24 protein-coding genes and 4 tRNA genes are annotated in these 21,513 nt (G+C 36.6%); 10 read left to right on the top strand and 18 right to left on the bottom strand.

The features are described 5' to 3' along the window. From ABMA76_RS12685 to lpxC, 8 genes are all read right to left on the bottom strand, one after another. On the bottom strand, window positions 1–167 hold a 167-nt coding region (locus ABMA76_RS12685; RefSeq protein ID WP_393061782.1), incomplete at its 3' end, for a GTP-binding protein. 247 nt (window positions 168–414) lie between these two features. Then, a tRNA-Thr gene (locus ABMA76_RS12680) sits at window positions 415–489 on the bottom strand. 79 nt (window positions 490–568) lie between these two features. Next, window positions 569–644 (bottom strand) — tRNA-Gly (locus tag ABMA76_RS12675). 57 nt (window positions 645–701) lie between these two features. After that, window positions 702–787, bottom strand: a tRNA-Tyr gene (locus tag ABMA76_RS12670). 17 nt (window positions 788–804) lie between these two features. Beyond that, window positions 805–881: transfer RNA gene (locus tag ABMA76_RS12665), tRNA-Thr, on the bottom strand. 65 nt (window positions 882–946) lie between these two features. Continuing rightward, window positions 947–1,708 carry a TrmH family RNA methyltransferase gene (locus ABMA76_RS12660; RefSeq protein WP_392909658.1) on the bottom strand — a complete coding sequence of 254 codons (762 nt, stop codon included), beginning with the start codon at window positions 1,706–1,708 and terminating at the stop codon, window positions 947–949. Then, window positions 1,708–3,426 (bottom strand): proline--tRNA ligase, encoded by a 1,719-nt coding sequence (locus tag ABMA76_RS12655; RefSeq protein WP_393061778.1) that lies wholly within the window; start codon window positions 3,424–3,426, stop codon window positions 1,708–1,710. The genes ABMA76_RS12660 and ABMA76_RS12655 overlap by 1 nt, the downstream gene beginning before the upstream one ends. A 94-nt stretch (window positions 3,427–3,520) precedes the next feature. After that, on the bottom strand, window positions 3,521–4,438 hold the full coding sequence (gene lpxC / locus ABMA76_RS12650; protein WP_392909656.1) for a UDP-3-O-acyl-N-acetylglucosamine deacetylase: 918 nt from the start codon (window positions 4,436–4,438) through the stop codon (window positions 3,521–3,523). A 225-nt stretch (window positions 4,439–4,663) separates the two neighbouring features. On the opposite strand from lpxC, the gene ABMA76_RS12645 reads away from it, so the two are divergent. After that, complete coding sequence (locus ABMA76_RS12645; protein WP_392909655.1) at window positions 4,664–5,086, top strand: hotdog fold thioesterase; 423 nt, start codon at window positions 4,664–4,666, stop codon at window positions 5,084–5,086. An 11-nt stretch (window positions 5,087–5,097) separates the two neighbouring features. Here the strand turns inward: ABMA76_RS12645 and ABMA76_RS12640 are convergent, their stop codons facing one another. The 6 genes from ABMA76_RS12640 to ABMA76_RS12615 are packed head-to-tail and all read right to left on the bottom strand — an operon-like array spanning window position 5,098 to window position 9,459. Then, window positions 5,098–6,321: an amidohydrolase family protein gene (locus tag ABMA76_RS12640; protein ID WP_392909653.1), complete on the bottom strand. Its 1,224-nt coding sequence runs from the start codon at window positions 6,319–6,321 to the stop codon at window positions 5,098–5,100. After that, window positions 6,321–7,070: a hypothetical protein gene (locus ABMA76_RS12635; protein WP_392909652.1), complete on the bottom strand. Its 750-nt coding sequence runs from the start codon at window positions 7,068–7,070 to the stop codon at window positions 6,321–6,323. The genes ABMA76_RS12640 and ABMA76_RS12635 overlap by 1 nt, the downstream gene beginning before the upstream one ends. Beyond that, entirely contained in the window at window positions 7,060–8,052 is a 993-nt protein-coding gene (gene ruvB, locus ABMA76_RS12630; protein WP_392909651.1) for a Holliday junction branch migration DNA helicase RuvB, read from the bottom strand. The genes ABMA76_RS12635 and ruvB overlap by 11 nt, the downstream gene beginning before the upstream one ends. Next, on the bottom strand, window positions 8,053–8,706 hold the full coding sequence (gene ruvA, locus ABMA76_RS12625; RefSeq protein WP_392909649.1) for a Holliday junction branch migration protein RuvA: 654 nt from the start codon (window positions 8,704–8,706) through the stop codon (window positions 8,053–8,055). A gap of 5 nt (window positions 8,707–8,711) precedes the next feature. Continuing rightward, a complete protein-coding gene (ruvC, locus tag ABMA76_RS12620; RefSeq protein ID WP_392909648.1) occupies window positions 8,712–9,257 on the bottom strand; it encodes a crossover junction endodeoxyribonuclease RuvC in 546 nt (181 codons plus the stop codon). 28 nt (window positions 9,258–9,285) lie between these two features. Next, complete coding sequence (locus ABMA76_RS12615) at window positions 9,286–9,459, bottom strand: hypothetical protein (RefSeq protein WP_021267658.1); 174 nt, start codon at window positions 9,457–9,459, stop codon at window positions 9,286–9,288. Between the two features lie 63 nt (window positions 9,460–9,522). Here ABMA76_RS12615 and ABMA76_RS12610 point away from each other — a divergent pair, with 63 nt between their 5' ends. The 4 genes from ABMA76_RS12610 to ABMA76_RS12595 all read left to right on the top strand — a co-directional run bounded on the left by ABMA76_RS12610 (window position 9,523) and on the right by ABMA76_RS12595 (window position 12,333). Further along, window positions 9,523–10,386: a bifunctional 5,10-methylenetetrahydrofolate dehydrogenase/5,10-methenyltetrahydrofolate cyclohydrolase gene (locus tag ABMA76_RS12610; RefSeq protein ID WP_392909647.1), complete on the top strand. Its 864-nt coding sequence runs from the start codon at window positions 9,523–9,525 to the stop codon at window positions 10,384–10,386. Window positions 10,387–10,401: 15 nt separating this feature from the next. Then, window positions 10,402–11,472 carry a glycine cleavage system aminomethyltransferase GcvT gene (gene gcvT, locus ABMA76_RS12605; protein ID WP_392909646.1) on the top strand — a complete coding sequence of 357 codons (1,071 nt, stop codon included), beginning with the start codon at window positions 10,402–10,404 and terminating at the stop codon, window positions 11,470–11,472. Next, window positions 11,472–11,852 (top strand): glycine cleavage system protein GcvH, encoded by a 381-nt coding sequence (gcvH, locus tag ABMA76_RS12600; RefSeq protein WP_392861533.1) that lies wholly within the window; start codon window positions 11,472–11,474, stop codon window positions 11,850–11,852. Before gcvT ends, gcvH begins: the two co-directional genes overlap by 1 nt. 187 nt (window positions 11,853–12,039) lie before the next feature. Beyond that, complete coding sequence (locus ABMA76_RS12595; RefSeq protein ID WP_392909644.1) at window positions 12,040–12,333, top strand: hypothetical protein; 294 nt, start codon at window positions 12,040–12,042, stop codon at window positions 12,331–12,333. A gap of 3 nt (window positions 12,334–12,336) precedes the next feature. Here ABMA76_RS12595 and ABMA76_RS12590 read toward each other — a convergent pair whose 3' ends face one another. The 4 genes from ABMA76_RS12590 to xseB form a co-directional block, all read right to left on the bottom strand. Continuing rightward, entirely contained in the window at window positions 12,337–13,227 is an 891-nt protein-coding gene (locus ABMA76_RS12590; RefSeq protein WP_392909643.1) for an energy transducer TonB, read from the bottom strand. A 72-nt stretch (window positions 13,228–13,299) separates the two neighbouring features. Then, window positions 13,300–16,041 (bottom strand): penicillin-binding protein 1A, encoded by a 2,742-nt coding sequence (locus ABMA76_RS12585; RefSeq protein ID WP_392909642.1) that lies wholly within the window; start codon window positions 16,039–16,041, stop codon window positions 13,300–13,302. Further along, entirely contained in the window at window positions 16,038–16,817 is a 780-nt protein-coding gene (locus tag ABMA76_RS12580) for a hypothetical protein (protein ID WP_392909640.1), read from the bottom strand. Before ABMA76_RS12580 ends, ABMA76_RS12585 begins: the two co-directional genes overlap by 4 nt. Then, window positions 16,810–17,019: an exodeoxyribonuclease VII small subunit gene (gene xseB, locus ABMA76_RS12575; RefSeq protein ID WP_199177562.1), complete on the bottom strand. Its 210-nt coding sequence runs from the start codon at window positions 17,017–17,019 to the stop codon at window positions 16,810–16,812. The genes ABMA76_RS12580 and xseB overlap by 8 nt, the downstream gene beginning before the upstream one ends. Before the next feature lie 182 nt (window positions 17,020–17,201). Here xseB and flgF point away from each other — a divergent pair, with 182 nt between their 5' ends. From flgF to ABMA76_RS12550, 5 genes are read left to right on the top strand one after another with little or no spacing between them, the layout of a single operon-like run. After that, a complete protein-coding gene (gene flgF, locus ABMA76_RS12570) occupies window positions 17,202–17,987 on the top strand; it encodes a flagellar basal-body rod protein FlgF (RefSeq protein WP_392861526.1) in 786 nt (261 codons plus the stop codon). Between the two features lie 6 nt (window positions 17,988–17,993). Beyond that, the gene (flgG, locus tag ABMA76_RS12565; RefSeq protein WP_021267403.1) at window positions 17,994–18,839 is read left to right on the top strand and encodes a flagellar basal-body rod protein FlgG; all 846 of its coding nucleotides are present in this window, start codon (window positions 17,994–17,996) and stop codon (window positions 18,837–18,839) included. Window positions 18,840–18,856: 17 nt separating this feature from the next. Continuing rightward, complete coding sequence (gene flgA, locus ABMA76_RS12560) at window positions 18,857–19,699, top strand: flagellar basal body P-ring formation chaperone FlgA (RefSeq protein WP_392909639.1); 843 nt, start codon at window positions 18,857–18,859, stop codon at window positions 19,697–19,699. Further along, window positions 19,696–20,454, top strand: coding sequence for a flagellar basal body L-ring protein FlgH (locus tag ABMA76_RS12555; protein WP_392909638.1), 759 nt, complete (start codon window positions 19,696–19,698; stop codon window positions 20,452–20,454). Before flgA ends, ABMA76_RS12555 begins: the two co-directional genes overlap by 4 nt. Window positions 20,455–20,457: 3 nt before the next feature. Continuing rightward, the gene (locus tag ABMA76_RS12550; RefSeq protein WP_392909636.1) at window positions 20,458–21,462 is read left to right on the top strand and encodes a flagellar basal body P-ring protein FlgI; all 1,005 of its coding nucleotides are present in this window, start codon (window positions 20,458–20,460) and stop codon (window positions 21,460–21,462) included. Window positions 21,463–21,513 lie beyond the last annotated feature (51 nt).

The following is a 21,513-nucleotide window of genomic DNA, read 5'->3' as shown; positions in this document are numbered from 1 at the left end:
TCTTCTGGTGCTGAATCGATTTCGTCGAATTTTCTTACGTCACCACCAAGTGCGTTAGCTAATGTGATTGAAATTGCCGCTGTAAGAGTTGTCTTACCGTGGTCAACGTGCCCGATCGTACCAATGTTTACGTGGGGCTTACTTCTGTCAAAAGATTCTTTTGCCATGACTTAAGTCTCCTTAAAAAAGTTAAACATAACATTATGTTTGTCTTAATAATTACTATAACTAAAAGCTAAATTTGAGTTGTAAGTATCGACTATATTCGACTTAGATTCAACATAAAAAAAATGCCATCCAAGTTAAAATCTAACCCACAAATTTCATATTGCCATTTTGATAACATAAAAAACTTGAATTGCCAGTAAAATCTATACTTAAGGCCACAAAAAAGTTTATTAACGGCAAATAAAATGGAGCTCACGACGGGATTTGAACCCGTGACCTCTTCCTTACCAAGGAAGTACTCTACCCCTGAGCCACGCGAGCACAAAATAAGTTTTCTATATTTTAATAATGAGTTTTGATTTTTGGCAAAAAAAAAGATCCTCTAGGAGGATCTTTTTAATGGAGCGGGCGACAAGGTTCGAACTTGCGACATTCAGCTTGGAAGGCTGACACTCTACCAACTGAGTTACGCCCGCATAAGATTTAAATTTTATAACCTTTCAAAAACATTCTGTAAAGAATTATTTTCAAAATGGTGGCGAGAGATGGATTCGAACCATCGAAGGGATACCCCGACAGATTTACAGTCTGTTGCCTTTGGCCACTCGGCAACCTCGCCACAACCGCTGTAAAGAATGGAGCTGGCAATAGGACTCGAACCTACGACCTGCGGTTTACAAAACCGCTGCTCTAGCCAACTGAGCTATGCCAGCAAACATTACTTGCGATGGAAATAAGTTATAAAGGAGATTTAAAAAGCTGGCAAGCTTTTTTTAACTTATTTTTTAGAAAAAACTTTTTCCATCGCAATTGCCGCAGCAACCGATACATTCAAAGACTCAATTTTCCCCATTGGCTCTAAACGTATTTTCTTTTCTAATAAGCGAACTGTTGCATGTGACAGTCCTCTATCCTCTGCCCCAAGTACGAGGCACTTGATCCCATTGATTTCACCTAAATCATTATCTTCAGTATGCTCTGTAAGTCCTATTGGTGTCACATTACGCTTTATCAGTGCAGATAAAAACTTAGGCAAGGAATTGCATTTTACAATCTCAACATACTCGAGAGCGCCAGATGCAATACGGGCCATTGAAGGCCCAATATTGAAATTATTTTTTACTGCAAAAACAATATGAGAAACATTGTAAAACGCTGCTGTACGCATGATTGCACCAGCATTGTGGACATCTGTCACACCATCAAGACATAAGATCTTTACTTCTTCACCGTTATCGATTGCATCAAATAATGGTTTTGTTTCTGAAATTTCTTTTTTACTTGTTAATAAGAAAACACCAGATGGAACTCTCGAATATTGGAAGTCTTCCTGAGCGTAAAGCTCTTTGGCCAGCTCTTGAACTTTGTGAGAAGAAACTAATTTAACTTTCACTCCGTCAAGTTCTTGCTTTTTAATTCCACCCATTTTGTATAGCTTATCAATGCCCTCTTCACAGGCAACAAGTTCTACAATCTGACGTTTAGGGTTGCGAATTGCATGTACAATAGAGTGTACTCCAACAATGATATCTTGTTCCATTAAAGGTCCTTTAAAAGCTCGTTAACTTTTGCGATAAGCTCGTCTTCTGAAATTTTAATTTTTTCACCTGTACGTCTTATTCTAATTTCAAGAAGGCCATCTTCTTTGTGATCCCTTTCTCCAAGAACAACTTGAAGTGGTAATCCTAAAAGGTCAGCATCTTTAAATTTAAACCCAGGGCCAGCTTTTCTATCATCATAAACAACTTCTAAACCAGCTTCTACAAGCTTTTTATGAAGTTCATTTGCTTTTTCTTTGTATTCATCAGACTTAGTGATAGCAACAAATGATAAATTATAAGGTGCGATTGCTACTGGCCAAATGATTCCATTTTCATCATGGTTTTGCTCAATTGCTGCTGCAACTAAACGAGTTACACCAATACCGTAACAACCCATTAAAGGAGTCGCTGCTTTTCCATTTTGATCTAAAATAGTTACGCCCATTCCTTTCGTGTACTTATCACCAAGCTGGAAGATATGCCCTACTTCAATCCCTCTTTTAAGCTCTACCTGATGCTTTCCATCCAGAGTAAAATCACCAGAACAAGCAAGTCTAAGGTCAGCAGTTTTAATATCTTTAAGCTGCTCATTTGCGACAAAGTTCTCTAAGTGCATATCGACTTTATTTGCACCAACAACGTAGGCTCCATCGAGGTCAACTTGTGTATCGAATATGATTTCTAAATTATCAATGCCAACAGGACCAATGAAACCTTTTTCAAGGCCAAGGCTTTTTAATTCATTATCAGTTGCTGCAATTAAATCACGCCCTGGATATACTTTTTCTAGTTTTAATTCATTCAGTTCATCGTCACCTAAAAGAAGAGCTAAAACAAAAATTTCATCTTCTTCATTCTTTGCTTTATAAACAAGTGACTTGATTGAATGATATTCTTTCTTTCCTAGGAACTCGCATACATCTTTGATCGTTGCTTTACCTGGTGTTGCGACTTCTGTCATATCACCTGTTTTAGATGCACTTTCAACCTTTCTTAATGTCTTAGCTGTTTCTATATTGGCCGCATAACCTGCTTCATTCGAATAGATAATTGCATCTTCACCTGCATCGGCGATTACTTGAAATTCATGAGTTTTAGCTTCACCGTCGGCCATTGCTCCACCGTCAGCAACAACTGCCGAAAACTCTAGTCCAAGACGATTAAAAACATTCTCATAGGCTTCATACATTCTATCGTAAACTTCATCTAAACATTCTTTTGAAGCATGGAAAGTATAAGCATCTTTCATGATGAATTCACGCCCACGCATCAAACCAAAGCGTGGTCTAATTTCATCACGAAATTTTGTATTAATTTGATAAAGAGAAAGAGGTAAATCCTTATATGACTTTATTGTTTTTCTAAAAACATCAGTGATGGCCTCTTCATTTGTTGGCGAGATACAAAGATCGCGATCCGCTTTGTCTTTAAACTTAAGCATCTCACCACCCATTTTGTCCCAACGGCCAGTTTCTTGCCAAAGCTCCCCAGGTGTAACAACAGACATTAGCATTTCGTAACATCCGGCCTTATCCATTTCTTCGCGAACAATTTGCTCAACTTTGCGAATCGAGCGGTAGCCCATTGGCAGATAATTATATAATCCAGCTGCCGACTTATGAATTAAGCCCGCTCTCATCATTAGCTGGTGTGATGCAATTGTTGCATCTGCTGGCACTTCCTTATAAGTTTGCCAAAAACCCTTTGATAGAATCATAATATTCTCTCTCTTTTATAACGACGTGAAATTCCATATCATTGTACACGCTGTTATTCACACAATAAATGTTAAATATTTTTATATCGACTGATTAAAATGACGGCGCAAGGGCCATGGGCAGATCAAACGCCTGAACTGCTTCTTTCTCAAGTGAAGTCGCTGATACAATCTCGTATGCATCTGGCGTTTCAAGAAGCTTGCGACAAAGAACGTTGTGAACGTGGTGCCCAGACATGTAAGTAGTGATTTTTCCAGCGATCTCATAACCTAGAAGGCTAATATCACCTACTGTATCAAGAATCTTATGTCTTACGAATTCATCGTCAAAACGTAATCCATCTGGATTCATTACTTTAAAATCATCTAGAACAATTGCATTATCAAGAGATCCGCCCTTAATTAGACCTTTTCTCTTTAGCATATCAACATCTCTTAGAAGACCAAATGTACGAGCACGGCCAATTTCTGCGATGTAATTCTCACACGTAAATTCAAATACCTTACGTTGAGTTTTGATAATTGGGTGCTTGAAAACGATAGTTGAATCAATCACTAGCTTTTCACAAGGCTCGATTTTCGCCCACTTTTCGCCAACTTTTACTTCTACCGCTTTAGTAACGACTAGAAACTTCTTGGTTTTATGAAGTTGTTGAATTCCTGTCTCTTTAATAACGTATAAGAAAGACGCACCTGAACCGTCCATAATTGGAACTTCTGGTCCATCGATTTCAATATAGCAATTATTAATCCCAAATCCATAAAGAACTGATAGAAGGTGTTCAACAGTGTGCACAGCACCTGGGCCTGAACCAATAGCAGTATTATTCTCAGTCGCCCCAACAGTATCCGCTGTTGCCTTAAGAATTTGTGAATCTTTAATGTCAGTTCTCTTGAACTGAATCCCAGAGTCTGCTTCAGAAGGATGTAGAGTCATTGTCACCTTCTTTCCAGAATGGATCCCAATTCCTGTAATCATCACTTTTTTCGCTATAGTTCTTTGGTTCAACATTAAAAATCACCTAATTTTAAGTACTTTGTGTAATTTTAAACTGAGCAGCAATATATAGCAAGTATCGTCATAGATGAGCAAAATATTACTGAATTTCCTGTCCTAGAGGCTTTTGTAACAAAAATTAACCAACCCTTCCACTCTTTTAACAATAACCGTAAAATAAATGCAGATGTTAAAACAACGTTAATTTAATTACATGAATGGGTTAAAGAAGGTTTACTGATGGAAAATTTATTTAATAATCTCGATTTAAAAGAAGTGAATAGATTCAATGCTGGATGCTGTGTTGAACACTTAGCAATAACAATCACTGAAGCCGGAAGTGATTACTTAGTGGCGACAATGCCAGTCGATGAAAGAACAAGACAGCCATACGGCGTCCTTCACGGTGGAGCAAGTTGTGTCCTAGCAGAATCTGTGGGTTCTATAGCTTCAAATATTATTCTAGATTCTTCAAAATACTATGCAGCGGGCTTAGAGATTAACGCTAATCACGTTCGCCCAGTGCAATCAGGAATTGTAACGGCAAAAGCATCGGCCGTTCACCTTGGAAAGTCGACCCATATTTGGGACATCCGCATCACAGACGAGAAAGACAAATTAGTTTGTATCTCTCGCCTGACGATGGCAATTATCAAAAAGTAGTTTTTTATTTTTTACTTTTTCAAAAGACGAGTTGGCATCTCAAAGGCTTCATTAGTGAGCTTCTCACCTGTCTTTGGATGCTTAACCGTTCTAAGTGCAACGAAGTGAAATAAAAGAGGATTGATTGAGTAGATCTCATTTAAAATCTCTCTTTCCTCTTCTGTGATAAATCCCTTCTCCACAAGATCAGTCGTGCGATAGATCCAGTTAATTGCTGGAAGAGGATAATCTGAACCATACATTACACGTGAATGAAATTGTTTATTCTCAATCATCTCAATTAGTGGCTCACTTAGTCTTTCATAAATAATAAGGGCCGAAAGATCAGTGAAGAGATTCTTTTCATATTTCTTTTCTTTAAATAGTCTCCAGAAAAGATCAGAGCACTCTGCTTGAACCCCACCATTATCTAAGTCTTCACATTTACCGCGAGATGCCGCGTGTGAGATGATAACATCGACACCAAGATCCAGTGCATGACGTAGTCGAAGTGGGTTTCCTAACTCTTGAAACTTATCACCCTCAACCGCCTTTTCCTCACCTGCATGAGTGATCAGTGTCATATTATATTTTTTAAGAGTTTTATAAAAGGGAATAACCTTTTCATTTGCAGGATCAATCCCCATTGCATTTGGAAGCCATTTAACAAATTTAACTCCACGTGCTGCCCATTTTTCTAGTTCCTGGATTGCATCTTTACGGTATGGGTGAACAGAAGCAACCATCTTAAAATTAACTGGATGCTCTTGTGATAACTTCCATACGTATTCATTCGGAACGTGAAACTCTGAGTGCTTTAGATCTTTGCTTCCATCTAATTTATAGTGGTAATCAAATGCTAGTGCATAAGCTGGAATAAAGTGTGGTTGATACGTCATAAGATCAACAAGGCGAGAAACATATTGCTCATCGGCTTGAGATTTGTCATTAACACCTGAAGCAGTAATATAAACATTAAAACGATTATATTTTGATAAGTGATTATACCAATCTTGCATCTCAGGATTTACCCAAATACCACTACCACTATTTCCAAGCCCTACAATATGAAGATGAGTGTCTCTTAATTTTTTAAGTTCAATTCCTTCATAAGACTTTTCAACAAAATCTCTCACATGCTTAGGTAATTTATCATATTCATTTGGTTCGTAATCAAAGTCACCACCAAGTTTTCCATATAGAAGAGAGCATGATGACAATAGCATTGCCAGTGTAATTAATAATAAATTTCTCATTAGAATAACCTTAGACCTTTTTTATAGTCGTATTTAACTTGTAGAAGTACGCTGAAGTGATCATGATCATCACGGTCGTGATTTACACCAATAATAGCGTCATAAGTCCACTTATCCTTTTTAAATTGATTAAGCATACCCACGTATGCAGTATCTTGCTTACTCTTTTCAGACCATGAACGAAAATGAAGAGCTCCGAATGTATATGTATCACTATATTGATAAGCAATAATATTTCTCATGACATTAACAATATCATCTGTATAAATCTCCATCGAGTGAAGTGCATTTACGACGATTCCCGAATAATCACTGTATTTGAAATACTCTCTTTGAAAGTCATTGATCGTAACCAATTTCTTATAGGCCAACACATTCTCAACTCTTATATATGAACGTGTCCCATCAGCATCACAAACTTGTGTTTCACAATCAAAAGTCGAAAGCTCTTTTGACGAGCGCCAAACTTGTTCGCTTCCAGCAGTGAATCCCAGAATTGAAATTGGAAAGAAATCGATACGTCCACCAACCGAATTGATTGTTCCACTAGTGTTAAAATAAGCTGATTCACGAATAAACCCATAAATCTGATCATTGTATCGCCACATCTCTTGGCTTATTCCTGCATCAACTCTTGCTGCTGCACCTAGAATATAACTTCGATAACCGGCTGATGCAGATAGATCGTATGTAGCCTGAATGTTAAACGTAATTAGACATAAACACAGAAGTAAAAACTTATTCATCATCAATCAACTCTTTTGCAATTTGTGAAATCTCGCGACCTCTTGGCGTACGTATTAGAAAACCTTCTTTTAAAAGAAATGGTTCATAAACATCTTCAATTGTGGAGCGATCTTCAGCAAGAGTTGCACAAAGCGCTTCAATACCAACAGGTCCCCCACCATAATACTCTTGAATAACAGAAAGGATGCGTCGATCCATACGATCAAGACCATGTTCATCAATTTCCATCATTTCTAGTGATTTTTTCACATCATTTATATTTACGTGTGAAGAATCACGAACAATGGCAAAGTCTCTTACACGACGAAGGACACGGTTAGCGATCCTTGGTGTTCCACGAGAACATCTTGCCATTAATAATTCTGCATCTGTATCAATTTTAATCCCGAGCTTCTTGGCATTATTTGAAATAATTACTGCTAATTCATCTGCTTTATAAAAATCGAAATGAAAATGGGCCATAAAACGATCACGCAAGGGATTTGATAAAAGGCCCGAGCGAGTTGTCGCACCAATTAGAGTAAAGGGTGCTATTTCAATTTGCATTGTTCTAGCGGCAGCACCATCACCAATAACAATATCTAAACGGTAATCTTCCATCGCCGAATAGAGAATCTCTTCAACAGAGATATGCATACGATGAATTTCATCAATAAAGAGAACATCGCGTGGCTCTAGGTTTGTTAAAATAGCAGCAAGGTCTCCCTTTTTCTCAATGGCCGGCCCTGAAATCACGTGGAGCTGACTTCCCAGAGCATTAGCTATAATCATTGCAAGAGATGTCTTTCCAAGTCCTGGAGGCCCAGATAAGAGAGCATGGTCCATTGACTGCTTACGCTTTACCGCCGAAGTCACCATGACATCGATATTTTGGACGATTTTTCTTTGGCCTATGTATTCTGAAAAATCCTTTGGCCTTAGAATAACTTCTTTTCTAGTTTCTTCTTCATCAAGAGTTGGATCAAAAAAGCGACCTTCAGACATTTACACCTCTTTTAAAACAAGGTGAACAAGTTGTTCAGCTCTTGTGATTTGATTTTCATCTAAAATTCTCTTAGCAAGTGGCATAACCTTGTCTTCCGTAAAGCCAAGTTCCTTACATGCCATGATTGCATCATTCATAAGAGCAGAGTCATGACTTACTACCTCTGTAACACTCTCTTCGAATAACTCAAGATTAAGCGGTGCTTGCACTGAAGCCTCACTAGAATGAGTTGCGCTAGCAGAAGCTTTTGAATACATTTTTATTTTTTGTGCTTTTCCACTGAGATCAAGAATGATCTGTGAAGCAGCTTTCGCCCCAACACCAGGAGCTTTCTGAAGTGTTTTCTTATTATCGAAAGTAATAGCATCGATAATATTATCGACTCCAATACTTGTCACAAGAGCAAATGCTCCTTTAGGACCAACACCTTTAACACTTAAGAGTAATTCAAATGTTTTCTTCTCGCGAAGAGAACGGAAACCGAAAAGCTCCTCACTTGCCTCTTTCACAATATGTGAAATGAAGATTGCTGCAACTGAACCCTCTGGTAGAACATGTTGAAAATAAATTTGGTGACCTACTCCAGATGGAGTAAAAAGAATTAATTCGTTTCCATCACTGAAAACAACTTCGCCTTGTAATAGACCAATCATATAACCTACTTAGAAAATACTTCTTTTAATGTACGTGCTTTTGTACGAGTATGTGACGATTTTCCCTTTATTTTTGCCCTTTGTCCACGATTCAACGCGTGACAAAGCGCTATAGCAAGGGCATCCGACTCATCATGTGATTTAAAATCTAGCTTACCAAAGATCATACTAAGCGAGCGATCAACACTTTCTTTTGAAGCTAGTCCATGGCCTGTAACACTAGATTTTATTAAGTTTGGTGAATACTCAGTGATCTTTCCCTGGTACTTATCAGATAAGCCTGCGATTAAGGCCCCTCTTGCTTGCGCAAGTTTAGATAATGCCGGAATACTTTTTACATAAATCAGTGCCTCGACAGATATTTCATCTGGCTGATACATTGAGACGATATCTTTAATTGAAGAAGAAATCGTTGCTAAACGATCGAGAAACTCTGGTATCTTATCAAATTTTAAAACACCTGAGTCGACATACTTAAATTTTCGACCTTCTACTTCGATAACGGCCCAACCAGTAGTACGAGATCCGGGGTCAATTCCTAGAATATACATAGATTAAGTATAAACGAAAAATTTGAATTTACGAGCGATCTACGCCTTTTATCATATGGCCGATATAAAAAACTGCTGATCCACCAATAAATTGATAGAGCTCGAGCATTTCATAGTCACCTTTTTGTAAACCAACAAAAAGACAAAGGCCAACTGATGCGAAACCGATTAATTGTAGTGCTAATCCTAACCAAAAAAACATATCACTTGAATACGACTTAATTCTGAAATTGCCAATACCAAGCTATAAAGATAATATGTGTTAATGCAAAATGAGACAAAATTACTATATGCGCAACCAGTCATAGAAAGGCAAGTTGAACTTCTTAAACAAGAGTGTATCATCCTGAAAGAACAGGGTGTGGTTCCTAGTTTAAAAGTAATTCTTGTTGGAGATAATCCAGCAAGTGTTATTTATACAAATAGTAAGAAGAAATTTGCAGAAAAAATTGGTGCAAGCTGTGAAATTGTAAATTTAGATAAAACAATTAGTGAGCAAGAGTTCCTAAAAATTGTTAATCAATTTAACGAAGATCCAAATGTTCACGGAATTCTTATTCAACTACCACTTCCAAAATCACTTTCACAAATTGATACAACAGACCTTGTTGTCCCTCATAAAGATGTCGATGGTTTTCACTACGAAAACGTTGCTAAGCTTTATCGTGGACAGCTTGGTGAAACGTCAATGATTCCATGTACACCAAAAGGCATTGTGACAATGGCCAAGTACTACAAAGTAGATTTTTCAGGAAAAAATGTTGTTATCGTTGGTAGAAGTCTAATTGTTGGTAAACCACTTTCTTTATTACTAACGAACTTAAATGCAACAGTTACACTTGCCCACTCAAAAACGCAAAATTTAAAAGAGCTAACGAAATCTGCAGATATTATTGTAACAGCAATTGGCTCACCTAAGCTCTTTACAAAAGAATACTTTAGAAACGATCAATCACAAGTTGTCTTTGATGTTGGAATCAATCGAAGCAGTGAAGGCAAGCTTTGCGGTGATTGTGATTTTGAAAATATTAAAGATCAATTAGCGGCCATTACTCCAGTTCCCAAAGGAATTGGTCCAATGACTATTTTCAGTGTCTCTCAGAATTTAATTAGCGCCGCTAAGAAATAAAACCTAAGGAAATTTATGAAACAAACATCACTTACACAGGCGCATCGCGACCTTAAGGCAAAAATGGCAGACTTTGCAGGTTATGAAATGCCGATTCAATATGCTGGCGTAAAATCTGAAGTTGAAGCTGTAAGAAGTAACATCGGTGTTTTCGATGTTTCACATATGGGTGAATTCTTTGTAACAGGGCCAGATGCCGTAGCATTCGTTGACTATATTATTACTAATGATTTTACAAATGCAGAAACAGGCAAAGCTGTTTACTCACCACTTTGTCGTGAAAATGGAACAGTCATTGATGATTTAATTGCTTACAAGTTGGAAGATCAAAAAGTTTTAATCTGCGTAAATGCCGCAAATATTGATAAAGATTGGAATTGGATTTCATCAAAAACGCAAGGTTTTGATATTGAACTGACAAACCAATCGGAAGACTATTCTTTACTTGCGATTCAAGGTCCTAAGACAGAAGAAGTTCTTTCTAAACTTGGTTTTGACTCAGTAACAGGAGCTTCTTATTACTCAGCATACGAAAGTACTTGGAATGATGCTAACGTAATTATGGCAAGAACAGGTTATACAGGTGAAGATGGATTTGAAGTCTTTGGTTCACATGAAACGATTCAAAAGCTTTGGTCGGAACTTCTTGGTGCAGGCGTTACTCCTTGTGGTCTTGCTTCACGTGATGTTTTAAGACTAGAAGTTTGTTACCCACTATATGGCCATGAGTTAAATGATGAATTAACTCCATTAGACTCGGCCCTTAAGTGGACGGTAAAGCTAAACAAAGAAAATTTCATTGGTAAGAATGCTCTTCAAGAAACGACACCCACTCACCGACTAGTTAAGCTTTCTATCGATAAGGGAATCCCTAGAGAAGGTTACGAGATCCTAAATGACCAAGATCAAATCATTGGGGTTGTAACAAGTGGAACAATGTCTGTGACTAACTCTCAAGGGATTTGCCTTGGACTAGTAAAGCGTGATTTATTTCCTGAAAATAAGAAATTTAGAATACAAATTCGAAAGAATGTAATAGATTCGAACTATCATACAAAACCATTTGTTACCGGAGGGCACAAATAATGACTAACATTCCAACAGATCTTAAATATACAAAAGAACACGAGTGGGCAAAGATTGAAGGTGATATCTTAACAGTAGGTATTACAGATTTCGCACAAAACTCTCTAGGAGATATCGTATTTGTTGAACTACCAGAAGTAGGTCAAGAATTCTCTAAAGATGACACTTTTGGAGTTGTAGAATCGATTAAGTCAGCAAGTGATCTTTATATTCCAGTTTCTGGAACAATTACAGAAATCAATGAGGAACTTCCAGACTCACCAGACAATCTAAACTCTGAGCCTTATGAGTCTTGGATGATTAAGGTAAAAATGTCTAATCAAGATGAACTTTCAGACCTTCTTTCAAACGAAGAATACGAAAGCCTTTGTCAAGAATAAACAAAATAAAATCTATTTTAAATTCTTACATATGCCCTCGAAATGAGGGCATATTTTTATTTCAGTAACTTACAAATTTCTCACCTAAAAATATTTTCAATTGACCAACTTTTTCCTTTACGAAGTCCTACTAAGGCTTCATACTCGCATTCTCCAATGTTCATCAATAAATAGAGACAGGTATTAAATGCATAATCAAGAATCTATTCAGCTAATCAATACGGCAATCATCAAGGGTAAAGAGAAGAAGATCGATACTACTTATGAGGATAGATTAAACCAAGCATGTAACTCGACTGCTATTGCAGCTATTTCAAATGCCATTCAACAATTAGCAGAAACTGATCGTATCTCTTACGATCAAGCCGCTATTAAAATCGTTGAAACGATTAAAGAATTAGATCAGGTTTGGACTGACTACGTTCTTATGGAAGGTATTAACAATATTAAAAAGATGCTTAAAGGAAATACAAAGCACTAAGTCTTAGTTCTTTGTAACGGCAAAGCCCCAATCGATATTTGCATGGCCATTTTTAACTAGGCCAGATGGTGGGTTAGGAAATGGCCCAGCTTTATTAAAAGCCTCAACTGCAGCATCATCTAACTCTTTTACTCCAGAAGTTCCATTAACGATTACATTAATGATTTTACCGTCATTATCAAGGACAACACGTACATTTGTTAGGAACTTTTCTCCTGCAGGTCCACGACGATTCTGACGATATAGGGACTCCATTTTTTGACGTAGAGTTGATCCCCAGTGCTGCTCTAATTGCTGTTTAATTCTAAAGTAAAAACCATAATACTTATACTCAACGGTATTTAGCTTAGTGAAGTCACCTAGCTTCACATCTTCAAGGTGGTCATTTGAACTAGCAATACCTCGATGATTCTTACTGCCAGTCTTTGTACCTTTTACTAGGTTCTGATCTTTCTCAAGTGGAGAATTTTGTGCAACAGCAAAGTCCTCGAAGCTAATTCGTCCAGTCTTGGACTTTGTCATCTTACGCTGCTCTTTCTTCTTAGTTTTAGAACCTTGCTTTTTCTGATCGATTTTAGAATTACCAACACCACCTATATTAAAAGTGGCAACTTCTTTGGCCTTCGTTTCACGATCAACCTTATTATTAGTTTCACTCAAATATTTGGCATTATCTGCTATTTCTTGATTCGTTTTAGCAGCTGTAACAATTTGACGAGGCTTTTCTCTGTTTAGTCTCAGACGAATTCGCTCAGACTTTTTTTCCTCTTGAGGCTTTGTAAGAGATAATGAAAAAGATGTTAGCTTTGAAGGCATCAAAGAAATATGTACTACTAGCGATAATGCTATTGCTAGGTAGATATATGTCTTATGGGTTTTGTGAACTAATTCCAAAGTGTCTCCGAGAAACTAACTATTCTTTAGCCTTCTCGGAGAAAATATCGAAAAATTTACTACATATTTTGATTAATTGTTAAAGAAATCATCATCTTCAAGAATTGCACCTGTTTCTTGACTATTTTCCTCTTTCTTAAAGAAGTTATTCTTAGAATTAGATCCAGGTTCAGTTCCTTCAACAAAACTTTCCAAAAACTTTGATCCTGAGCCATTTGCAAGCTCACCAGTTTTCTTATCAATTGATACGTTTACAATACCAGCAGGCATCTGGAAGTCTCTTTCTCCATAGATCTGAATAGAACGTTGCATATATGATTTCCAAATAGGCATCGAGGCCTTTGTTCCAGTTTCAGGCCATCCCATTGTCTGATTATCATCCATCCCTGTCCAAACACCAGTAACAATATTTTGTGAAAAGCCTAAGAACCAAGCATCAACATAACTACTCGTTGTTCCTGTCTTACCACCTAAGAACTGACTTACACTAAGAGCACGTCTCCCTGTCCCATTATGAACAACACCCTTGAGAAGGTTTGTCATAATATAGGCCAATCTTGGATCATAAACTTGTTCTTCATCTAGATTTAATAAATATGGATTGACCGCTTCTTTTTCGAACTCATTGTGAGAATCACTTTCCTTTTCACGAACATTATCAGTTTGATTTAAGTTTTTAGACTCTTTAGCAAGCTTCTCTAATTCAAGTTTAGATTGTGTCGCAAAGTCATCTTGGAAGAAATACTCTTTTCCATTACGATCTGTGATTGAAATAATTGATTTAGGAAGTACCTTTTTTCCCCCGTTTGGAAAAATTGAGTACGCGCGAATCATTTCAAGAAGTGTAACACCAAAAGATCCAAGAGAGATCGACATGTCATTTGGCATATCAGCATGGAAATTAATACGATCTAAGTAGTTAAAAATTTTATTCATTCCCAAATCAAGTGCAATCTTAATAGTCGGAATATTTCTACTAAACTCAAGAGACTCTCTAAATGTCATTGGCCCCTTAAATTTTCCATCATAGTTACGAGGCTTCCAATTTAGCGCTTGGTTAGCACCTCCAAGGGCCTCAGGAGTATCTAAAATGATTGTATTGGGTTGGTAGCCATTTTCTAGTGCTGCCGCAAAAAGCAGTGGTTTAAAAGCTGAACCTGGTTGACGCTTTGATTGTAGCGCACGGTTAAACTCACTCTTCTCAAAATCAACACCACCAACCATTGAAATAACTTCACCAGTAAATGGATTTAGACTTAAAAGTGCGGCTTGAACTTTTGGTTCTTGCTCAAGAGAACACTCAAGATACATTTGTTCTTCGAGTGTCTTATAATCTTTAAGCTTCTTGTAAGTGTTAAGATATTGCGAGTATACATGTTCTGAAAACTTTGAACTAAAATCCTTAATCTTTACATGAATGATATCACCCTTTTTTAGGATATCATTTGGATTTTTAACATAAGGAAAATACTTTCTTGCGTCTGTATACTTTCTCTCGTGTGCCCAACGATAAGATTCATAAGGAATAACACCCGTAATTCCACCGACAGAAATGATGATATTTCTCATACGTCTATCTAAGCGTAAAACTACCGCTTTATATAATTTATCTTTTTCTAATTGCCCAAGTAATTGATCATCAGCACTATATCCAGGATAAAATCTAGAAGAATAAAGTTTAGCTAATTGTTCTTGGGTAAAATCTTTTAATACAGCAAGCTCATCTTCTTTTAATTGAAGCTCGTACTCTCTTTCATTATTTTCAGTAAGAGTGAAGTAATTTGACTTCTCTTTATATAACTCAACTCGGAATTCTTCGATATACTTGTCTAGCTCTTCTAATTCAATATGACCGATAGGCCCTTGAAAGCCTTGACGCTTATCAATTTCGTCAGCACCTATTTTAATATTTTCTTCGGCCGTTTTTTGAAGGTCATAATTTAAAGTTGTTTGAACAGTAAATCCTTCAGTAAGAAACTTTTCCTCACCTACAATATCAATAGCCTGTCTTCTAACCCAGTCCGTAAAGTAACCAGCAAGAAAAGGACTATTTCTTCTAAGCTGATACTTTATCTTTTCCTGAAGCGCTTCTTGATATTCTTCTTTAGTAATTTTCTTGTTCGCGAACATACGACCAAGAACGTAAGCCTGTCTCGTTTTCGCATGTTGTGGATTTCGGTATGGAGAATACTTTCCTGGAGCAACAAGAAGTCCTGCAATAAGAGCAGACTCTGCAACTGTTGCTTCATTCAATTCTTTATTAAAATAGCCGCGAAACGCAGACTTAACACCGTAGTATCCACCACCAAGGTATACTTGATTTAAATAAAGAAACAAAATCTCTTCTTTATTAAATCTTTTTTCAATTTTTTGAGCGAGCAGAAAATCTTTAATCTTTCTAGTGATTGAACGCTCTGATGAAAGAAGTAGAGACTTGGCTACCTGTTGTGTAATTGTAGACCCACCTTGTACAACACGTCCTGCCTTAAGGTTTGCTACAAGAGCTCTCATTACCCCAAAGTAATCAACACCATCGTGGTTATAAAAATTTGAATCTTCTGCTGATAGAAAAGCATCAACAATACGTGGAGGGATTTCATTAAACTCCACGACCTCTCTATTCTCTTTACCAATATTATAGAGAACGACACCATCCTTAGATAAGATTTTTGATTTAATTGGTGGATTGTAATCTGCAAGACTACTGATTTTTGGTAATGTAAAAGAAAAATATACTAGTATCGAGAAGACAAATAATCCTCCAAATAAAACCAAGAAGGACATTAATACTAATAATCTTTTTAAATGTTTCATAAATTCTCTTTTATAATTTCACACTTCTTCATTAAGCTATAATTCTGCTTAGGCATATTGATTTGAATCATTTTACCATTTATCTGATTTTTAGAAACCGATAAGTTTTTATCATATGCAAAGACGAACACTCTCTGGGCAATTAGACGAGAGATGTCTTCTGAAGTAATTTCAATTTGAGCAGCGAGTACTTTCTTATTATTTTCAATATTATTTCTTACACCATCTACAATATTACCTTTCGTTCTAAAGGTAATATTTCCATTTGGTGCAACAGTTGTAAGATAATAGGCAATACTAGATTTTTTGATAGACCTAGCGTTTATGTTTAGATTTTCAATTATTTCGTTCGCATCATCTCTTTCTTTTAATCTAAAAAACTTCCACTTAACAAGTTCAGGCTTTTTCGTCTGTGAAAGCATGGCCGCAATTGCAGAAGAACTTCCAATTCCCGCAACAAAATTAATTTTCACATCATTTTTCATAAGACATGAAACATAATCCATTACATCTGTATTAAAGTCTTCACTAGCACCAATAATAATACCGACAGTATTAATACGTTCACCTTTTAAACTTTGATTTGTACCACTGCTTACTTGTCCAGGGCCATACTCAGTATATGATGATTTTTCATCAACTGAAGGTATGACACTTGTTTCTTCAGCGTCTACTGAGATCGTTACAACTCTTTGTTCTTCTTCCGGTTGTGTCTGGCAAGTATTACTCAAGAAAACAAAGACCAAGAATATAAGAATGAAGTTTAATTTATTCAATTTCTTTTTCTTCTAATTTATCTGTAAGTTCTAAAACTTTCTTTTCGACTTTTTCAAGGTAGCCCTTGCTATCAGTATATAACTTAACCCCTTCCTCGAAGTTTTTTAAACTATCATCGAGAGTAAGTTCACCTGATTCAAGTCCATGAACTAATTCTTCTAATCTTTTCAAATTCTGTTCAATATCAATTTTCTTGGCCATACTTCACCGTGTCATTTTCTTAACGTTATTAAAACCTATATGGACTAATATTCCCATACTTTGCATGTTCTTTAAATAAAAAGGTGTGATAATCACTACTTACATCGTGGGTCATTTTTACCTATGTAGGTAATTTGGCACCCTGGTTGGTATAGTTAAAGAAGAATTTGCCAGGAGGGCAGATGAAAGAATTATGGGTACCGTTATCCGGTGCAATCGCACAACAACAGAAAGTTGATACAATTGCCAATAATGTTGCAAATGCCAACACGCCTGGATTTAAAAAAGATCAACTCGCATTTAAAGAGTATTTAACAGCACTAGACAAAGGTGTTGAAGATATTGATTTACCTAATAAAGAGTGGGCACCAGAAGACTTCTATCGCAGCTATGGTGCAGAACACGCAATGGTTAAGGTCGATGGCTCATTCACAAATTTTACTCAAGGAACACTATCTCCTACGAGTAATCCACTTGATATTGGTCTTCGTGGCAATGGATTCTTAGCTGTAGAAACACCAAAAGGTGTACGTTACACAAGGCGTGGAACACTTTCTCTGCGCCAAGATGGAGTGATTACAACTCAACAAGGGTATCCAGTTCTTAATAGAGAAGATAACCAACCTATCTCAGTCCCACCAGGTACAAGAAATATTACCTTTGCTCTTGATGGTGCAGTCTATGCTAATAATAACCAAGTTGGTGCACTAAATATTACAGAATTTAATGATATGCATGCCTTAAGAAAAGAAGGTAACTCTCTTTATATCAATAATAATGAAGGTAATCTTAAAGAGCAGATTAATACTTCTGTTCACCAAGGATTCATTGAGCAATCGAATGTTAATGCTGTTTCTGAAATGTCTGAGTTAATCAAAGCACACCGTCATTTTGAATCAATACAAAAAGCAATTAAAACTTATGATCAAATTAGCTCTAAGTCAGTTAATGAAATGATCAAATTCTGAGGTAGTATGAAAAATATTATTCTATTTATTACATTCCTACTCATGGCCCGCTATTCATTTGGAATGATGAAGGCCCTTAATATTGCAGCAACAGGGATGGCGACACAGGAGATGCACGTTAACACGATCTCAAATAACGTCGCTAACCTAAATACCATCGGATATAAAAAGCAAAGAGCTGAATCAGAAGATCTTATGTATGAAACAATCACTGAAGCAGGTTCTCGCTCAGATGCGAACTCAAATTACACAGTTGGTGTACAAGTTGGTTCAGGATCGAAAATCAGTGGTGTAAGAAAGGTCTTTTCAGCAGGTGCACCCAAAGTAACAAATAACCCTTTTGATCTAATGATTAATGGTGATGGTTTTTTTGGAATCATTAAACCAAATGGACAAATTGTTTATACAAGAGATGGTGCATTTAATGTAAATGCCCAAGGGCAACTTGTTTCAAAGCAAGGATACCAAGTCTTTCCAGGGATAACATTCCCGCCGGGTGTAGCAACAGTTAGCATTGGTAACGATGGAACAGTTGAAGCCTACTTTAATGGACAAGTAGAACCTCAAGTTGTTGGACAAATCCCAGTATTCACATTTGTTAATAACCCAGGTCTTCATAACGATGGAGGAAACTTCTATCGTCAAACAACGGCAAGTGGCCAACCTATTCAGGGTATTGCGGGAACGAATAATACAGGTTCAATGCAGCAAGGAGCTCTTGAAATGGCCAATGTAAGTCTTATGAATGAGATGACGGATCTTATTAAGGCGCAAAGGGCCTATGAAATGAACTCTAAGGTAATGGGAGTAGCCGATCAAATGCTACAAACTGTTAACAATATTACAAGATAATAGGAAGAAGAGAGAGAGTGTTTAAACTAATTCTTTTAACATTTATTACAAGCTTTTCCTTTGCAAGTAATTGTGAAGTAACGATGGCGCAAAAAAACTATCGTATCGAAAACTCTGCTATTACGTATAAGTCTAATAATTGTAATCGATCACAACTTGAAATACTTAATGAAATGCTTATTTCAGCACACGGTAATTTCTATTTAAATCATAGTCGAGACTTAAAAGAAAATGACATTAATTTTCTAACTAAAGACGCAGTAATCATTAATTTAGATGAGACAATTAAAACTCAATTTACGATTCATGATGATTGGAAAATAACTTTCAAATCTCGAACACCAATTAAGTCAATAACAACTGATAATTTAACAACACTCGAGCTGATGTGTAACGACTGCAACAAGCTTGGTCATAACAAACTAAAAATTTCGTTAGATGGTATGACAAAGTGGTTTGATATCGTTATTCAAAAACCAGTTAGGGCCATTGTCGCAAAGAATGAAATTGGCCTTAGCTTCAAATCAATCAATACAAATAACGTTGAAGAAAAGACAATTTATACAACAGATGAGAAAGCCGTTTTTAAAAACCTAGATGAAATTGCTTTTTACAAGTCAAATAAAGTTATCTCACCAGGTGAGACGATTAATAAAAGAGACATCTCACCTATTAATCTTGTGACATTTGGAGTTCCGGTAAAAGTAATCCTTAATAGCAATGGAATTAAGTTAACGGGTCAAGCGCTGCCAATGTCGACAGGTAAGTTACAAGATTTCATAAAAGTGAAAAACATAAAAACTAATAAGGTATTCACTGCGAAAGTAATTGGACTCAATGAAGTGAAGGTAGATTTATGAGAAAAATTTTATTTTTAACACTAGCACTACTAACAACATCTTGTGCTAACTACATTAACAAAATGTATAACGAATTAGATGGTGTCAACCAAAGAGATCTCGAACAAAAAAGAGCAAATGTTGATAATACATTTGATAAATTCCGTAACTCTTATGGAGATAGAAGACAGACTTCTGCCAACACTCCTAATATGGCTCCACAAGTTAAAAGAAGATATAACAATAATCAATTATCTCAACGACAACAGCAGCAACCTAAAAGAGTAACAGCAAACAATTTCCATGACCATGGGAACACTGGCAGCCTTTGGGCCGGCAACGGAAATGAGAACTATCTATTCACAAAAAATAAATGGAAGCGAAACGGTGATATTATTTTAGTAAACGTTCAAACTCGTCTTAAAAATGATATTACAATGGAGCTCAAAAGGGCCTTTCCACCGATGCCATCACTTGCTGGCCAAACTCCTGAAAGCACGACTACAGCGACAGCAGCTGGTCAGGCACAAGCAGCAAGAGCAGAAGAAGGTGAAGACACAAGTGCATCAAATAAAGTTCATGACAAGATCTCAGGAGTTATTGTTGAAGAAATCAGCCGTGATCACCTACTTGTACGTGGACAAAAAAATGTTCTCTTTAAAAATCGTAAACACCTAGTTGAATTGCAAGCATTAATCTCACGTAAAGATATTAATGAAGACGATACAATTGATTCGACAAAATTTTTAGAAAGCTCTGTAACGGTATTGAGGTAATTAATGTTTAAAAAATTAATTTTCGGTCTTATCCTTCTATCTTTTGGGACTCATATTGAGGCAAAGATGAGTCGTTTAAAAGATCTAGTAGATGTTAAGGGTGTTCGAAAAAATCCTATCGTTGGTTATGGTTTAGTTGTCGGACTAAATGGAACTGGTGACGGAGGTGGAGAAGTAACAAATACTTCACTCAAACGTATGTTTCAAAAGCTTGGACTTAATCCACAAAATGAAATTAGTTCAAAGAACGTTGCGGCCGTAATTGTTACAGCAGAACTTCCATCTTTTAGCCGTGTTGGACAAAAAATGGATGTAAAAGTTTCATCGATTGGTGATGCTTCTTCTCTTGCTGGAGGTACTCTTTTAATTACTCCGCTAAAAGGTGGTGACGGAAATGTTTATGCCGTAGCAAATGGATCGATTTCAATTGGTGGCCTAGAAAATGGTAAGAAATTTGCGACGACTGGACTTATCCCACAGGGAGCTATTGTTGAAAGAGAATTACAATTAGACTTTGATAAGAAAAAATCATTGAGACTAGCACTTAAAAGTCCTGATTTCACAACAGCTGCAAGAATTGAGAAAACGATCAATCAAGAGCTGGGTGGAAAGTATGCCATAGCAAAGGACTCAAATACTGTTGATATTATTGTACCAATACAGTACCAAAGAAAGATCGTACAACTTTTAGCAATCATCGAAAATTTTAAAGTTCACACAGATCGCATTGCTAAGATCATCATCAATGAGCGAACAGGTACTATTGTTGCAGGTGGAGACATTACTGTACAAGCAGTGGCCATCTCACATGGCGGACTAAATATACAGGTCAAGGACAAAAAGAAAGATGGTGAAGAAGGAAGTGTTCGTTTAGTTGACAAGACAACTACACTAAATGATCTGGTTAAGAGCCTTAATGCATTAGGGGCCACACCAGAGGACTTGATCTCAATTTTTCAGGCACTTAAGAGAAATGGTGCTTTAGTTGGAGAAATTGAGCTAATTTAACTTTCAATGTCAAATAGCATTTTTTACCATTTTTTAGAGCTAGGTATAAAA

The sequence above is a fragment of the Halobacteriovorax sp. ZH5_bin.2 genome (assembly GCF_043196375.1).
In the GTDB taxonomy this organism is placed as follows: Bacteria; Bdellovibrionota; Bacteriovoracia; order Bacteriovoracales; family Bacteriovoracaceae; genus Halobacteriovorax_A.
This window is presented reverse-complemented; position numbering and strand designations above follow the sequence as displayed.

What these genes read in the sequence shown, in the direction of transcription:
- ruvC (WP_392909648.1), bottom strand. Translation starts at nt 9,257, where the DNA reads ATGTATATTCTAGGAATTGACCCCGGATCTCGTACTACTGGTTGGGCC.
- ABMA76_RS12660 (WP_392909658.1), bottom strand. Translation starts at nt 1,708, where the DNA reads ATGGAACAAGATATCATTGTTGGAGTACACTCTATTGTACATGCAATT.
- ABMA76_RS12640 (WP_392909653.1), bottom strand. Translation starts at nt 6,321, where the DNA reads ATGAGAAATTTATTATTAATTACACTGGCAATGCTATTGTCATCATGC.
- xseB (WP_199177562.1), bottom strand. Translation starts at nt 17,019, where the DNA reads ATGGCCAAGAAAATTGATATTGAACAGAATTTGAAAAGATTAGAAGAA.
- ABMA76_RS12610 (WP_392909647.1), top strand. Translation starts at nt 9,523, where the DNA reads ATGCAAAATGAGACAAAATTACTATATGCGCAACCAGTCATAGAAAGG.
- lpxC (WP_392909656.1), bottom strand. Translation starts at nt 4,438, where the DNA reads ATGTTGAACCAAAGAACTATAGCGAAAAAAGTGATGATTACAGGAATT.
- flgG (WP_021267403.1), top strand. Translation starts at nt 17,994, where the DNA reads ATGAAAAATATTATTCTATTTATTACATTCCTACTCATGGCCCGCTAT.
- gcvT (WP_392909646.1), top strand. Translation starts at nt 10,402, where the DNA reads ATGAAACAAACATCACTTACACAGGCGCATCGCGACCTTAAGGCAAAA.
- ABMA76_RS12615 (WP_021267658.1), bottom strand. Translation starts at nt 9,459, where the DNA reads ATGTTTTTTTGGTTAGGATTAGCACTACAATTAATCGGTTTCGCATCA.
- ABMA76_RS12585 (WP_392909642.1), bottom strand. Translation starts at nt 16,041, where the DNA reads ATGAAACATTTAAAAAGATTATTAGTATTAATGTCCTTCTTGGTTTTA.
- flgF (WP_392861526.1), top strand. Translation starts at nt 17,202, where the DNA reads ATGAAAGAATTATGGGTACCGTTATCCGGTGCAATCGCACAACAACAG.
- ABMA76_RS12595 (WP_392909644.1), top strand. Translation starts at nt 12,040, where the DNA reads ATGCATAATCAAGAATCTATTCAGCTAATCAATACGGCAATCATCAAG.
- ABMA76_RS12635 (WP_392909652.1), bottom strand. Translation starts at nt 7,070, where the DNA reads ATGATGAATAAGTTTTTACTTCTGTGTTTATGTCTAATTACGTTTAAC.
- ABMA76_RS12555 (WP_392909638.1), top strand. Translation starts at nt 19,696, where the DNA reads ATGAGAAAAATTTTATTTTTAACACTAGCACTACTAACAACATCTTGT.
- ruvB (WP_392909651.1), bottom strand. Translation starts at nt 8,052, where the DNA reads ATGTCTGAAGGTCGCTTTTTTGATCCAACTCTTGATGAAGAAGAAACT.
- ABMA76_RS12655 (WP_393061778.1), bottom strand. Translation starts at nt 3,426, where the DNA reads ATGATTCTATCAAAGGGTTTTTGGCAAACTTATAAGGAAGTGCCAGCA.
- ABMA76_RS12645 (WP_392909655.1), top strand. Translation starts at nt 4,664, where the DNA reads ATGGAAAATTTATTTAATAATCTCGATTTAAAAGAAGTGAATAGATTC.
- ABMA76_RS12550 (WP_392909636.1), top strand. Translation starts at nt 20,458, where the DNA reads ATGTTTAAAAAATTAATTTTCGGTCTTATCCTTCTATCTTTTGGGACT.
- gcvH (WP_392861533.1), top strand. Translation starts at nt 11,472, where the DNA reads ATGACTAACATTCCAACAGATCTTAAATATACAAAAGAACACGAGTGG.
- ruvA (WP_392909649.1), bottom strand. Translation starts at nt 8,706, where the DNA reads ATGATTGGTCTATTACAAGGCGAAGTTGTTTTCAGTGATGGAAACGAA.